This window comes from Clostridium estertheticum (assembly GCF_026650985.1).
Classification (GTDB): Bacteria; Bacillota; Clostridia; order Clostridiales; family Clostridiaceae; genus Clostridium_AD; species Clostridium_AD estertheticum_C.
This window is the reverse complement of sequence record NZ_CP086239.1, coordinates 888,080-900,711: the sequence shown is the minus strand read 5'-3', so window position 1 is coordinate 900,711 and position 12,632 is coordinate 888,080. Positions and strand designations below refer to the sequence as shown.

Annotated in this window: 17 protein-coding genes; 5 read left to right on the top strand and 12 right to left on the bottom strand. The window is 29.2% G+C overall.

Features of this window, described 5'->3' with window-relative positions:
* Nucleotides 1–62 precede the first annotated feature (62 nt).
* A complete protein-coding gene (locus LL038_RS04600) occupies nucleotides 63–986 on the bottom strand; it encodes a sensor histidine kinase (RefSeq protein ID WP_216119840.1) in 924 nt (307 codons plus the stop codon).
* Between the two features lie 2 nt (nucleotides 987–988).
* Nucleotides 989–1,687 carry a response regulator transcription factor gene (locus tag LL038_RS04595; protein WP_216120060.1) on the bottom strand — a complete coding sequence of 233 codons (699 nt, stop codon included), beginning with the start codon at nucleotides 1,685–1,687 and terminating at the stop codon, nucleotides 989–991.
* 295 nt (nucleotides 1,688–1,982) lie between these two features.
* Here LL038_RS04595 and LL038_RS04590 point away from each other — a divergent pair, with 295 nt between their 5' ends.
* Genes LL038_RS04590 through LL038_RS04580 form a run of 3 tightly spaced genes read left to right on the top strand, consistent with a single transcriptional unit; the run spans nucleotide 1,983 to nucleotide 3,848 of the window.
* A complete protein-coding gene (locus tag LL038_RS04590; RefSeq protein ID WP_216120061.1) occupies nucleotides 1,983–2,360 on the top strand; it encodes a GntR family transcriptional regulator in 378 nt (125 codons plus the stop codon).
* A complete protein-coding gene (locus LL038_RS04585) occupies nucleotides 2,357–3,223 on the top strand; it encodes an ABC transporter ATP-binding protein (RefSeq protein ID WP_216119841.1) in 867 nt (288 codons plus the stop codon). The genes LL038_RS04590 and LL038_RS04585 overlap by 4 nt, the downstream gene beginning before the upstream one ends.
* Nucleotides 3,216–3,848, top strand: coding sequence for an ABC-2 transporter permease (locus LL038_RS04580; RefSeq protein ID WP_216119842.1), 633 nt, complete (start codon nucleotides 3,216–3,218; stop codon nucleotides 3,846–3,848). The genes LL038_RS04585 and LL038_RS04580 overlap by 8 nt, the downstream gene beginning before the upstream one ends.
* 101 nt (nucleotides 3,849–3,949) lie before the next feature.
* Here the strand turns inward: LL038_RS04580 and LL038_RS04575 are convergent, their stop codons facing one another.
* The 5 genes from LL038_RS04575 to LL038_RS04555 all read right to left on the bottom strand — a co-directional run bounded on the left by LL038_RS04575 (nucleotide 3,950) and on the right by LL038_RS04555 (nucleotide 8,009).
* Entirely contained in the window at nucleotides 3,950–4,828 is an 879-nt protein-coding gene (locus LL038_RS04575) for an AraC family transcriptional regulator (protein WP_216119843.1), read from the bottom strand.
* Between the two features lie 52 nt (nucleotides 4,829–4,880).
* On the bottom strand, nucleotides 4,881–5,789 hold the full coding sequence (locus tag LL038_RS04570; protein WP_216119844.1) for an alpha/beta fold hydrolase: 909 nt from the start codon (nucleotides 5,787–5,789) through the stop codon (nucleotides 4,881–4,883).
* Nucleotides 5,790–5,913: 124 nt separating this feature from the next.
* Complete coding sequence (locus LL038_RS04565; protein ID WP_216119845.1) at nucleotides 5,914–6,867, bottom strand: MerR family transcriptional regulator; 954 nt, start codon at nucleotides 6,865–6,867, stop codon at nucleotides 5,914–5,916.
* A gap of 128 nt (nucleotides 6,868–6,995) precedes the next feature.
* Entirely contained in the window at nucleotides 6,996–7,253 is a 258-nt protein-coding gene (locus tag LL038_RS04560) for a hypothetical protein (protein ID WP_253199968.1), read from the bottom strand.
* A gap of 111 nt (nucleotides 7,254–7,364) precedes the next feature.
* Nucleotides 7,365–8,009: a class I SAM-dependent methyltransferase gene (locus tag LL038_RS04555; RefSeq protein ID WP_216120062.1), complete on the bottom strand. Its 645-nt coding sequence runs from the start codon at nucleotides 8,007–8,009 to the stop codon at nucleotides 7,365–7,367.
* A 263-nt stretch (nucleotides 8,010–8,272) separates the two neighbouring features.
* Here LL038_RS04555 and LL038_RS04550 point away from each other — a divergent pair, with 263 nt between their 5' ends.
* Entirely contained in the window at nucleotides 8,273–9,070 is a 798-nt protein-coding gene (locus LL038_RS04550; protein ID WP_216119846.1) for a thymidylate synthase, read from the top strand.
* A complete protein-coding gene (locus LL038_RS04545; protein WP_216119847.1) occupies nucleotides 9,070–9,576 on the top strand; it encodes a dihydrofolate reductase in 507 nt (168 codons plus the stop codon). The genes LL038_RS04550 and LL038_RS04545 overlap by 1 nt, the downstream gene beginning before the upstream one ends.
* Before the next feature lies 1 nt (nucleotide 9,577).
* On the opposite strand, the gene LL038_RS04540 is transcribed toward LL038_RS04545, so the two are convergent.
* The 5 genes from LL038_RS04540 to LL038_RS04520 form a co-directional block, all read right to left on the bottom strand.
* Nucleotides 9,578–10,111, bottom strand: a complete 534-nt coding sequence (locus LL038_RS04540) for a phosphoglycerate mutase family protein (protein WP_216119848.1) — start codon at nucleotides 10,109–10,111, stop codon at nucleotides 9,578–9,580.
* Nucleotides 10,112–10,177: 66 nt separating this feature from the next.
* Nucleotides 10,178–10,624 (bottom strand): MarR family winged helix-turn-helix transcriptional regulator, encoded by a 447-nt coding sequence (locus LL038_RS04535; protein ID WP_216119849.1) that lies wholly within the window; start codon nucleotides 10,622–10,624, stop codon nucleotides 10,178–10,180.
* Between the two features lie 34 nt (nucleotides 10,625–10,658).
* On the bottom strand, nucleotides 10,659–11,282 hold the full coding sequence (locus LL038_RS04530) for a class I SAM-dependent methyltransferase (RefSeq protein WP_216119850.1): 624 nt from the start codon (nucleotides 11,280–11,282) through the stop codon (nucleotides 10,659–10,661).
* Between the two features lie 100 nt (nucleotides 11,283–11,382).
* Nucleotides 11,383–11,955 (bottom strand): DJ-1/PfpI family protein, encoded by a 573-nt coding sequence (locus tag LL038_RS04525; RefSeq protein ID WP_216119851.1) that lies wholly within the window; start codon nucleotides 11,953–11,955, stop codon nucleotides 11,383–11,385.
* A 165-nt stretch (nucleotides 11,956–12,120) separates the two neighbouring features.
* A complete protein-coding gene (locus LL038_RS04520) occupies nucleotides 12,121–12,525 on the bottom strand; it encodes an ACT domain-containing protein (protein ID WP_216119852.1) in 405 nt (134 codons plus the stop codon).
* Nucleotides 12,526–12,632 lie beyond the last annotated feature (107 nt).

Sequence of the window (12,632 nt, the reverse complement as noted above, 5' to 3'; positions counted from 1 at the left end):
ATACTATATTAGTTTTAAATAACTCTAACAAATACCTTACAAATCCCTTAAATCATAAATATCTATTTATATAAAGGTAATGAAAATGAAAAAGTAGTTTTCTCATTTGGAATGCTTTTAACTAAAACATCTCCTTTTAATCTTTCTACAAGTTTTTTAACTATTGCAAGTCCCAACCCGCTTCCATTAAACTTTCCATTTCTTGAAGTTTCTCCAATATATAATCTATCAAATATATATGGAATGTCTTTCTCAGCAATACCTGCTCCTCCATTCCATATATCTACCCAAACCATAGAGTTTTCTCCTCTGATTTTTATACCAATTATTTTTTCATCTTTTCCATATCTAAGTGCATTAATTAAGAGGTTAGATAATATTCTATCAATTGCTTTACTATCTCCCCAGACAAAAAAATCTTTTTCTGCTATCTCAATGATAGGTTCAATGTTTTGATTAACAAATTCTTGATAAAATCCTACTAATACATCTTGAATCATATTGGTCAAATTAATTTTTTCCACTTTAATTAGTACATCTTCTGCTTCTATTTTAGAAAAGCGAAAAAATTCTTCAAGTAACGAATATAATTTTTGGGACTTAGAATATACTATATTCAAAAAATACTTTTTTTCTTTATCGTTTAACTTTGAATCCTTCTGTAGCGCCTCTAAATATCCAAGTATAGATGTTAATGGAGTCCTTAAATCATGCGAAATATTGGCTACCATTTTTTTCCTCGATTCTTCTAGATATTGTTTTTTTTCAGCGATCCTCTGAAATTCGTCTATTATATAATTTAAATTAACACCCAAGTTTTGTATACCCTTAGTTGAAGAATAAAATCGTACCCTAATATTAAAATTACCATCTTTTATTTGCTCTAATGTTCTATTAATCTCATTTATTTGCTTAGAAAAATAAATATTATTAAATATCAAAATACAACATATGCATACTAATATACAAACAATGTATATATTCATTATTACATCTCCCCCAGCTTATAACCAATTCCCCAAACTGTTTTTATATATTTAGGTTTAGAGGAATTATCCTCAATTTTATTTCTCAGGCGACTTATATGTACCATTACAGTATTCTCATCAGTCATATATTCCTCTTTCCAAACAGCACTGAAAAGTTGAGACTTAGTGAAGACTTTATTTGGATAAGTCATAAAAAGTTTTAATATCTCAAATTCCTTTGAAGTAAGTGGTATATTTTTTTTGCAAACTTTAAGTTCATAGGTATTTAAATCTAATTGAAGATTTCCGTGTTTTAACACTTCATCTTCCTCAAACTCACTATTATTAAATTGTAAATACCTTCTTAATTGAGATTTAACTCTTGCGATAACTTCTGCTATATCAAAAGGCTTAGTAATATAGTCGTCAGCACCTAACTCAAGTCCAAATATTTTATCTGTTTGTTCATGTTTCGCCGATAAAATAATTACTGGGATTGTGCCTTTTTCCCTAATTTTTAAAAGTACTTGCCCCCCATTGAGTTTTGGCAACATTAAATCTAATATAACCAATTGATAAGTCTTATTTTCAAATTTACATACAGCTTCTATACCATCAAAACAACAATCTACAATATATCCTTCCTTTCTTAGATATTTTGTAATAAGATAGTTAATTTCGTTATCATCTTCAACCACTAAAATACTTATATATTCCATATATACTCCCCATTCCCATAACTTACATTTATTTTTATATTCCCGTTCTTCATAATAATTATAGTATACTACAAAATCTACCAATACCATATGGGTTACAGCAACCATTCATGATGCATCCCGAAGTTTGTAAATTTACGCTTTGCGAGCATTACCCAATTATAGTTTTGTAATACTTTAAATACACTATAGTATTGACAAAAGAGTATAATGTATATATAGTATATATACATTATACTCTTTCAAAATAAACAAGGGTTTATTAAATGAAACTGCTAGGAGATAAAATATGGACATTACTATTATAATTTCAAATTTATCAAATGATCCTATATATCTGCAAATTATTGATCAGATTAAAGGACTAATATTTTCTGGTGAAATAAAAGAAGGTGATGCACTTCCATCTATGCGAAATTTAGCAAAGGATCTTCAAGTAAGTGTAATCACCACAAAGAGAGCTTATGAAGAATTAGAGAAGGAAGGATTTATTGTTTCTCTTACAGGTAAAGGGTCATTTGTATCAGGGCAAAATAAGGATTTACTTCGCACGAAAAAAATGAAGATTTTAGAAAAAAAATTAAAAGAAGTTTTAAAGGAAAGTAAAATATTGAATTTATCTATGGAAGAAATAATAGATATAATGAAACTTCTTAAGGAGGACGTAAAATGAGCAGTGTATTAGACGTTAGAAATCTCAACAAGTCTTATGGTGATTTTTGTTTAAATGGATTAAACTTTAAGCTTGAAAAAGGGTATGTAATGGGATTTATAGGACCAAATGGCTCAGGAAAAAGTACCACAATAAAATCAATTATGAATCTAATAAAAAAAGATAGTGGAAGCATCAGTGTCTTTGGTATGGACAACGTTAAAGATGAAAGGAAAATCAAAGAAAAAATAGGATTTGTTTATGATGAAAATATATTTTATGGCATGCTTACCATAAATGAAATGAAAAATATTATAGCAGGTTTTTATAGAAAGTGGGATGAAAACAAATTTAAGGAGTATATTAAACATTTTGAATTAAATCCAAATAAGGTGATAGATAAGCTTTCGAAGGGTATGAAAATAAAATTCGCCTTAGCATTAGCACTCTCCCATGGAGCTGAACTTATTGTTATGGATGAACCTACTTCAGGACTTGATCCTGCTTTTCGAAGTGAACTTATGGATATTTTATATAATGTTATTCAGAATGAAGAGATGTCAATTTTCTTCTCCACACACATTACAGCAGATCTTGAAAAAATTGCAGATTATATAACTTTTATTAACAAAGGAAGTATGGTGTTTTCTGAGTCGAAGGAAGAAGTGCTACAAAAATACGCAATAGTCAAAGGTGCTTCTAGACTTTTAGACTTAAATATACGAAAGGAATTTATAGGTATAAGGGAAACTGCTTCAGGGTTTGAGGCATTAACTGATAATAAAGAGAAAGCAAGGATTTTATTTAATGATAGTTGTAAGATAGAAAAAGCATCACTAGAAGATATTATGGTTTATACAATAAGGGGTGATATTCATGTTTAATCTAATAATGAAAGACATTAGAATTCAGAAAAAGGATAAAACCGTATTTATGTTTATTCTTTTAAACATGGTAAACGCATTTATATTTCAAACTAATTATGCAACTACTATATTGTTATGTTTTTTAAGTATATATCTACTGGCAGTGTATGCTAATGCTTATGATTTTAAATATAACAGTGAACTAATGATAAATAGTTTGCCCGTTAATAGAAAAGTTGTGGTGGCTGCAAAATATTTATCAGTATTTTTATTCCTTATCTGTGCTATAGTAATAACACTTATTGTGGGCAGTTTATTTCATTTTGTTGCTCCAAATTTAGTAAGTAAAACCATCGGTATAAACACCATTTTTCTTGAGTTTTTTATTGTATGTATTTATTTTTCTATTTTCTTCCCATTCTATTACAAGCTCGGATACCTAAGGTCAAGGTGGGTAAATTTTATAATCATGACTGTAATGGGAAGTCTTATCTCTTTCGCAAATGAGATATTAAAGAATAGTACAACCTTTGGGGTTGATTTTGGATTACTGCAAAGAATCTTACTGACAGCTATACCTATAATTTTTATAGTAGTTTCATTCTTCATTTCAATTAAAATATATAAAAATAAGGAATTGTAATTATGGTTTTATGAAATCAATTAAACATCCAGATGGACTAGGTGTAAGGCAACTGCTAATGTAAAAACACCGCAAAATTCAAATTTGAATTCTGCGGTATTCTAGAAATTATTTATTTTCACAGGAATCCATACTTCACATTTGTATTCACCAGGGTTTTTATCATCCCAAAAGTTTTTTTCAATGCATGGCCCTTTCACTTGTTCAAATCCAGAGGAGGGAAACCATTCAGAGTATATGCGTCTCCAAATATCCTGTATAATCAAATTATTGGGCACAGCTCCATTACCTTCAAATACTGCCCATGTAAGTTTTGGCACCTCTAGTATAGTAAATTCATCTGGTATATATTTTTCGAACTGTTCAGCTCCCATTATATATTTTCTTGTTCCATCTTCTTCAAATCCATAATGAAATCCATTTAGCAAAGTGCCCTTGGGGTTTCCAAGAATTTCGTTCATCCTATCATGTGTTCCATCCTCAAAAATCTTATTAATAAACTTTGGTATCTCTCTATAGGCTGCATCGTCAACTCTAGTTGTTGCAAATTCTGCACCAAATACTTTAAAAGCCTCCTTTTCAACTATTTTATAAATAATTTCATGTTCTCCTTTTATTGATATTTGAAAAGAAAGTTTGGGAAAAGCTTTAATCTTTCCATTAAGCTTTTTTAAAGCTGACGGTGATATTCCATGCAGTCTTTTAAATGCCTTAGTAAATGCTTCTGGACTTTCATAACCATATTTTAATGCTATATCAATTACTCTTTTGTCTGTTGCAACCAAGTCTTCTGCAGCAAGGGTAAGTCTTCGATTTTTTATGTACTGAGTCACCGTAAATCCTGTTAATGCATGGAAAATACGCTGGAAGTGATATCGAGATGAACATGCGACTTTTGATATGTCATCTATGTTAAGTGCTGTTTCCAAGTTCCTTTCAATGTATTCAAGCGTATTATTAAGTAATATTATTGTTCCCAACTTTCCCCTCCTTTCAAAATCAGTTCATTCATTACAAAAATGTAAATCTCCATTATTTCATCTTATTATATACATAACTTGTTATAACTTCACAATACTTATCAGGCTCCTCAATTCTAGTATAATGACCGGAGAAATCAAATGTAACCACTTGTTTGTCTTGCACTCGCTTCATAAATTCTGCTGTTTGTACTTCACAAGTTATTGGATCATATTTACCTTTAATCAATAAAGAAGGTTTTTTTACATTTGATAATTCAGTAAACACATCATTATACACCCGCCAATCCTTCAATAATTCAATTCTTGTATTGGTAGATTTATTCCATAAATTCTTAGCATCGTTAGTACTCATAGCTATTCGTTCAATAATTTGCTTATCACTTCCAAACCACATATAATTACTTCCGTTAGCTCCAAGTTCATTTAACGCCTTCATAAGTAGTTTATTGATATCCCTATAATCCGTAATTTCTCTTAAAGCTTTAAAATAATCTTGCGCCAATGATAAATTTCCTAATTTAATTAATTCCTTAGCAGCCTCATTTAGCATAGAACGCTCTGAAAGTGCAAAGCTAAAAGACGGACATTCATATATCATATATTCAATAGAATTAGGGTATAAATTAGCATAAAGAACAGCAAGATACCCACCAAATGAGTGACTAAGCAGTGACCATTTATTTATATGTAATTTTTTTCTTAATTCTTCAAAATCTTCAATAATATCTTCTAGTGAAATATGTTCTTCATCTAAAATAGCCTCGGATCTCCATACTCCCCTTTGATCTGGAGCTATAATTTTAAAGCTCTTTGATAATCTGTCCCCCTGATATTGAATAAAATCTGCAACACCAATTCCACCAGGTCCACCATGAATAAATAATAATACTGGAGACGAGTCCTCTCCTAAAATTTCAGTGTAAAGATCTTTGCCTCTAATTTTATAATACTCCACCATCTAATAAGTCCTCCCCATAATAACCTTAATTATTTCCTAACTTCACTAAAGTATATCAAAAAACGGGATTTTATATCTGTCTTGTTGTGCTTTAATTTGTCTGGGTTTATTCATTCTAAAAATATCAAAGAGTACAGTGTTTTATAAATTCATTAGCTGTAAATCCTAATTTATCTTTTACCATTTTATTAACATTAGCTAACATCTTGATTTCATTATCTTTATATTTCTTATAATCTTCATTGAGTATACACAAATACTCTTCAAAACCTTTTTGTATTGGCCCAACTACCTTCATGAATTGTTTCAGATCTTCCAACCCTTTATTAAATTTCTGTTTAAGTTCTTCACTTTCTTTTAAAGATCTTGCTAATTCTATTTGACGATTTATCATTATGTTATCCTTTGTGTTTGCATCATAATCTAATATATATTTACATTGAGTATCCAACGCTTTTTTCAGCCCATCTAAATTATCATTATCCGAGTCATTAATTTGTTTTATTAGAAAAGTATTTTTATATACTACTTCATCTACCGAATCCAAAAAATCCACAAGCTTTAGCCATATTTTCTTTTTTTCATCATTATCAATAGTGACACTTAAAAAATGAGCATATATACTAACAAACAATTGTCCAAATTTTCCTGGGAATATTATAAGTAAAGTATTTGATATAAATTCTTTTTTATCATCTCTAGATAACTCTAATGTTTCCCTTAACCTTCTAATTTGTTCTCCTGATGCTCTGTAATCTGTTAAATTTTTTTCTATAAGACTTGTAATGATTAATTTGCTTTTTCCAAGATAAGTTATGCTTTCGTCTATTTTTTTTACAGTATCTAGAAGTGTTTCAGGTAAACTCCTTCTGCCCATAACCACGTCTTTGATATCTACAATTGTTATATCTAAGGCTCTTAATGCCCCAATTAAATTTAATTTAACAATGTCATCATTTGAGTATTCTCTATAATTATTTTCACATTTTTTTAAAGGAGTAATTAATCCTTCATTTTCATAATATTTAATAGCTTTCTTAGTTAAGCCAGTTTTCTCTGATGCAGTTTTAATATTCATTTTGTTAGCCTCCTATAAAGTTAAAGAAATTTCATCTCTTTGACTTTATACTAATGGTGTCTGTAAGGTACATGCCAAGTCTTTTACAAAAAAGTTTTTTAAGGGATAGGTTTTGAAAAAAAGTATATTTACACAACATTTTCTTTTTTCATTTTTGCAACGGCTCTCATCTTCAACTTCAAAGGAAATTTTATTATTATTCTGTTTAGGAAGCCAGGAACAGTAACGTCCTTGTTTTTCATAAACTGTTTATAGGCATAACTCGCAACATCTTCGGCAGTCATTGCACTTTGTGGAGTTTCTGTTCCTTCCTGAGCAAAAAAATTTGTTTTTGTAGCACCAGGGCATAATGTACAGACTTGTACAGCTTTTTCCTTTTGCTTCATACCGGATTGCTCTACTATAACTTAATACAAAAGCTTTGCTTGCAAAATAAGTGCTTGTATATGGCCCCGGCTGAAAATCACCAGTAGAAGAAATATTTAAATTATCTTCTCTTATTTTGTTAGAGTTTTATGTTTTCTTCCAATAAAATAATATCCATTTGATTTATTTCCATTCATAGTTTCATACACCACTTGGTTTAAAACCAATTTTTCAAATGGTGCTACACATTGTTCAACCCATTTTATATCATGGTGTCTTACCACTGCGCCTTCTGAAAGTTCAAAACTACCATACTGGTACTTGTCTTTAAATAACTGATAACGATTTAAGTTTCGCTCATCAGTATTTAATAAAAAGTCATTAATGTAAATAACTCCATTTGGTTTTAAAACTCGTTCTATCTCTTTCAGTAACGCTATCTGTTCTGCATCATTGATTATACATGTCAGTACGGCAAATAATATTACTGCGTCACAACAACTATCTTCCATATCTATTGTTTTGCCTTGTTTAACTCTTAAATCAAGATATGAATATTGGTTCTTCCCACGTTCTATCATATCTTCAGAAAAATCAATACCAATTAAATTATAATAACCTTCCCCATATAATTGATTCAAAGTTCTCCCATAACCACATCCAACATCTAAAATTATATCTTCTTTACCAACATATTTAGCAAATCCTTCAAAATGAAATGGTGTTGTAAATTCTTTCTTTTCAGCAACCGAATTCCAATATTTTTTCTGTTCCATCACCAACCCCCTAATTTATTTTATTACATTATAATCCATCTAAGAGTATAATGCTATGAGAAATCTCACACTATTTATAATACATTCATTTTGGATATGGTAAAAATGTTGTTGAATTTCATGATATAATATTTAAAACACATTTATAGAATGCTATAATATGGACACCTAACTACTAGCGCCTTATACACAGTATATAGAAAGGAAGTGAATATTTAGTGGGTTTGAGTAATTGTTGTACACTCTCTCATTAAAGATAAATTATGTTAAATGAAATGGATAGGCAATATCTTAAAATTATTGAGAAAATTATAAAAAAAGGATACTACGACCAAAACCGTACTGGCATTGCAACTTTAAAACTCCCTCACCAAATTATGCAATTTGATTTAGAAGAAGAATTCCCAATATTAACAACTAAATTTGTTGCTTTTAAGACAGCAGTAAAAGAATTGCTTTGGATTTTCAAAGACCAATCCAACGATGTTAAAAAACTTCAGGAACAAAATGTGCATATATGGGATGAATGGGCATACGACGATGGAACCATTGGTAAGTCATATGGGTATCAAATAGCTAAGTATCATCAAATTGATACACTTATTGATGCCTTGAAAAATAATCCTCAAGATAGAAGAATGATGATGAATTTATGGAATATAGAGGACCTGCCCCAAATGGCACTTCAACCTTGTTGCTTCTTAACTCTTTGGGATGTAACTGATGGACGACTTAATTGTATGTTAATACAACGAAGTGGTGATACAGCGTTAGGAATTCCTTTTAATACAAGCCAATATGCAGTATTAGTTCATTTAATTGCACAGGTAACAGGATTAAAAGTAGGATTATTTACTCATGTTATAAATAATGCACATATATATGAAAACCATATTGAAGGTTTAAAGCTACAGCTCTCAAGAAAATCAGAAGCTTTAGCTGCTCCGAAACTATGGATTAATCCAGATATTAAAAACTTCTATGACTTTACACCAGAAGATGTTAAACTTATAGATTATAAACACCTTGGGAAAATAAATATGGGGAGTGTGGCTGTATAATGCTTACATTTATTGTTGCAATTGGAGATAATTTTGCTATAGGTAAAAATAACGATTTACTTTGGCATTTTTCAAAGGATTTAAAAAGGTTCAAGCAAATTACAAGTGGAAACACTATTATAATGGGAAGAAAGACATTTGAGTCCCTTCCTGGTATTCTTCCTAGTAGACATCATATTGTTATTACAAAAAATAAAGATTTTGTTATAAATGATGAAAGAGTTACTATTTTTAATTCTAAGGAAGAGTTATTCGCATTTATGAAAGACAGTGAAGAATACTTTGTTATAGGTGGTGGCTCAATTTACAAGTTATTATTGCCTTATTGTAATAAGATACATTTAACAAAAGTACATAAAGAATATAATGCTGATGTTTTTTTTCCTACGCTAGACTATTCAGAATGGAATTGCAGGGAAGAAGAAACTGGGTTCATCAATGATGATAAAACAACATCATACACTTTCTTAACTTTGGAACGTATTATTAATGTGAAACAAAAATAATCTATTTTTTATATAAATACAATGTACCATTTTTAGGTGTTCTTATAGTTCGTCCAGTAACGCCCCTACTTTTAAGTTCCTTTTGTAATGTATTCATAAAGAAACCATGACAAACAATTAATATATTATTACTTGATTCATCCTTTATACTATCCAAAAACTCATTCACACGTTTTTGGGTATCTTTTTTCTTCTCTATTTGAGATTTGCACTGAAAAAACCAGGCAAATCTCCCACTTATACACCAAAATATATAAGGAATTTTTATATTAGTATTAAATATTGGTGCTATAGGAACTTCTCTTAATAATTTAGTTTTAATTATTTCACCTTTGAAAATAGATTGAGAAGTTTTAATGGCTCTTGATAAATCACTTGAAAAACATTTATCCCATTTTATATCTCCTATTTTAAATTTATTTTCTATAACATCACTGTTATCATATTGTTTTACCCATTGCTTAAAATCAGCAGATGTCATAAACATCTTTGTAGAACAATTAACTTTAAAATGTCTAATTAATCCTATATTCATTTATCCTCCAAATTGCTTAATTTTATATATTTTGTACTATTTAAAATAGTTTACAATATCTAATAATTAGTTAGAAATATTGTATGCCATTTTTCTTATAAGTTTTAATAAATTTTCTCTATCCTCATAAGTATCTAAAGAAATCATTATTTTCCCGTAAACTTCTTCCTCAAATTTACTATGTTCCTCTTGGGCCATATTACCCTCCTTAGTAAGTTCTAACTTATAGGATCGTCTATCCTTATTACTAAGAGTTCTAATAATAAGATTGCGCTTTTCTAATCTATCAATCATGCTAGTTAATGTACTTTTAGGTACATTTAAGACTTCTAATATATCTTTTATAATAACATTTTCTTTTTCAGAAATAATTCTTAGTATTGTAAGTTCATTATTTCTTAGTCCTTGTATTCTCAAAAACTTTGATTCTATATCCTTATAATTAGATGATACTATCATAAAATGCCATAATTTATTTAATTCATCTACTTGCCTTTTATATTCTTGATCCATATAATCACTCCAAAATTTGTTTTATGTTTATTACTTATTTTTTTATATTAGCATTAATAGCAAAACTTTTATTATTTATTTTTTTAAAGTTAGATGGCTTAAATCCACACTTTATCAAAAGTTTCTCAATTTCTTTCTTGCAATATATTTTATAATCGCCACTACTACTTCTTTTACAATATAAATTTAATATTTTTCTAATAACTACTGGTGAAGTTGGATCTCCAATAATTAATGTTCCATTAAATTTTAATATTCTTTTCATCTCTAATAGTGTCTTTTCTGGGTTTGGATAATGATGAAATGATGCATTGCATACAATTACATCAAAAGTATTATTTCCCCAAGGCATACATTCTGAATCACCAACTCTTAATTCAGCTCTATTATCAAGATTTTTTTGGGCAACCTCAATCATTTTTTCTGAAAGATCTAATCCATATAATTCTATATTATTTCCAACTAATTTCATCAATACATTTCCGGTGCCACATCCAACATCTAATAATTTTTCAGGCTTAATAAGCATTATTCTGCTAATAATTTCATTATACATCGGAGCTACAAATTTCCCATCGTGACTCTCATCGTAAGATTCAGCTTGTTTATTAAAATTTATTTTTGAATTCTCTTTAAAAACATCTTTATTACTTTTCATATAAGATCCCCCTCTAAATAATAGTAATACAATAATATAGTTCTTGTTTCGTACTATACCAACATGGTACTACTTTTTCAAAAAAAGTCAATATAAAAAACTATCTATTCATTATATCTATAAACAACTTTTCCTTTTCTGTGTACTGTCCTTCATAAATATTTAAATAATCAAATACAGCAAAAGAAAAATCTACAAATGCACGTCCTTTGGCCGTTATAATATTCTTGTCTGTTACCACCCTACTATCTTCATAGTTTTCACGTGGAAATGGGTCCACTACACCAAGCGCTTCAATTCTTTCTAATGAACAAGAAGTGGTAAATTTACATTTATTTAATATACCAGCTCTTCCAAGATATTGTGAACCATTACATATGGCTGCAATCATTCTTTTTTCTTGATCAAGCTTAAGAATTAGTTTAGTAAGTTCTTCCTGTTGATTACGGATTGGACCTCCAGGTATAATAAGCCCTTCAACATCATCAAGTTTTATTACCTCATTCAATGTTAAATCAGGTTTGTAACAAAGCCCCGATTCACTAACAACTAATTTATGATTATATCCAACTGTGACTATGTGCCTTTTACCGACATTTCTAATTTTATGGAGCACTAATGTAATCTCAAAATCTGCAAATTCATCTGAAATAAAACAAAGAATTTTTTTCATAAACATACTCCTTTCGCCTTTAGGTTACTTCATAATTTTCTAGTTCCATAACAATCCCTATGAAGAAGCATCCTTTAATATCTTCGCCGCTACATAACCATGCAATTGTTGCACCTATGCTATAGCCTAATAAATATACGTACCTATATTGCTTTTTTTGTAATGCTATAACAAATTTTCTTGATTTATAATTTCATATCTTTCATTTGATAATGCCAATATGGTATTATCTATATCTTTATTTTTAACAAGTATATAATCTGTATCATAGGTGGAAACAGCAAAAATACTAATTCTTTTTAGTGCCAATATAGTACTAATTGATGAAATAATACCAATTAGCGAAAAATCTAATGGTCCCTCAACTTTTAAAATCCTCCAATTTTTTTCACACTTTATATTACTCGGTATACTATCTTGAGAGCATACAATTGATAATTCATCTGATGTTTTTGTTATAGAATAAAAACTGCTGTTTTTTACCCATTTAGGCATTGACTCATTTTTATTTAATCTACAAACAGCAAATTTTTCGTTTAATAATCTCATTGTTAATATTTTTTCTGACATATCTTGTTTTCACCCTTCCCTTTTTTATGGGTTCTACCCCACTTATAAATCTATTAAAAATAAAAAAGCCAAGGGTAATGTTTTAAAATACCTCCAAGGCTTTTGTC

What these genes read in the sequence shown, in the direction of transcription:
- LL038_RS04600 (WP_216119840.1), bottom strand. Translation starts at nt 986, where the DNA reads ATGAATATATACATTGTTTGTATATTAGTATGCATATGTTGTATTTTG.
- LL038_RS04595 (WP_216120060.1), bottom strand. Translation starts at nt 1,687, where the DNA reads ATGGAATATATAAGTATTTTAGTGGTTGAAGATGATAACGAAATTAAC.
- LL038_RS04585 (WP_216119841.1), top strand. Translation starts at nt 2,357, where the DNA reads ATGAGCAGTGTATTAGACGTTAGAAATCTCAACAAGTCTTATGGTGAT.
- LL038_RS04580 (WP_216119842.1), top strand. Translation starts at nt 3,216, where the DNA reads ATGTTTAATCTAATAATGAAAGACATTAGAATTCAGAAAAAGGATAAA.
- LL038_RS04570 (WP_216119844.1), bottom strand. Translation starts at nt 5,789, where the DNA reads ATGGTGGAGTATTATAAAATTAGAGGCAAAGATCTTTACACTGAAATT.
- LL038_RS04565 (WP_216119845.1), bottom strand. Translation starts at nt 6,867, where the DNA reads ATGAATATTAAAACTGCATCAGAGAAAACTGGCTTAACTAAGAAAGCT.
- LL038_RS04560 (WP_253199968.1), bottom strand. Translation starts at nt 7,253, where the DNA reads ATGAAGCAAAAGGAAAAAGCTGTACAAGTCTGTACATTATGCCCTGGT.
- LL038_RS04555 (WP_216120062.1), bottom strand. Translation starts at nt 8,009, where the DNA reads ATGGAACAGAAAAAATATTGGAATTCGGTTGCTGAAAAGAAAGAATTT.
- LL038_RS04550 (WP_216119846.1), top strand. Translation starts at nt 8,273, where the DNA reads ATGTTAAATGAAATGGATAGGCAATATCTTAAAATTATTGAGAAAATT.
- LL038_RS04545 (WP_216119847.1), top strand. Translation starts at nt 9,070, where the DNA reads ATGCTTACATTTATTGTTGCAATTGGAGATAATTTTGCTATAGGTAAA.
- LL038_RS04540 (WP_216119848.1), bottom strand. Translation starts at nt 10,111, where the DNA reads ATGAATATAGGATTAATTAGACATTTTAAAGTTAATTGTTCTACAAAG.
- LL038_RS04535 (WP_216119849.1), bottom strand. Translation starts at nt 10,624, where the DNA reads ATGGATCAAGAATATAAAAGGCAAGTAGATGAATTAAATAAATTATGG.
- LL038_RS04530 (WP_216119850.1), bottom strand. Translation starts at nt 11,282, where the DNA reads ATGAAAAGTAATAAAGATGTTTTTAAAGAGAATTCAAAAATAAATTTT.
- LL038_RS04525 (WP_216119851.1), bottom strand. Translation starts at nt 11,955, where the DNA reads ATGAAAAAAATTCTTTGTTTTATTTCAGATGAATTTGCAGATTTTGAG.
- LL038_RS04520 (WP_216119852.1), bottom strand. Translation starts at nt 12,525, where the DNA reads ATGTCAGAAAAAATATTAACAATGAGATTATTAAACGAAAAATTTGCT.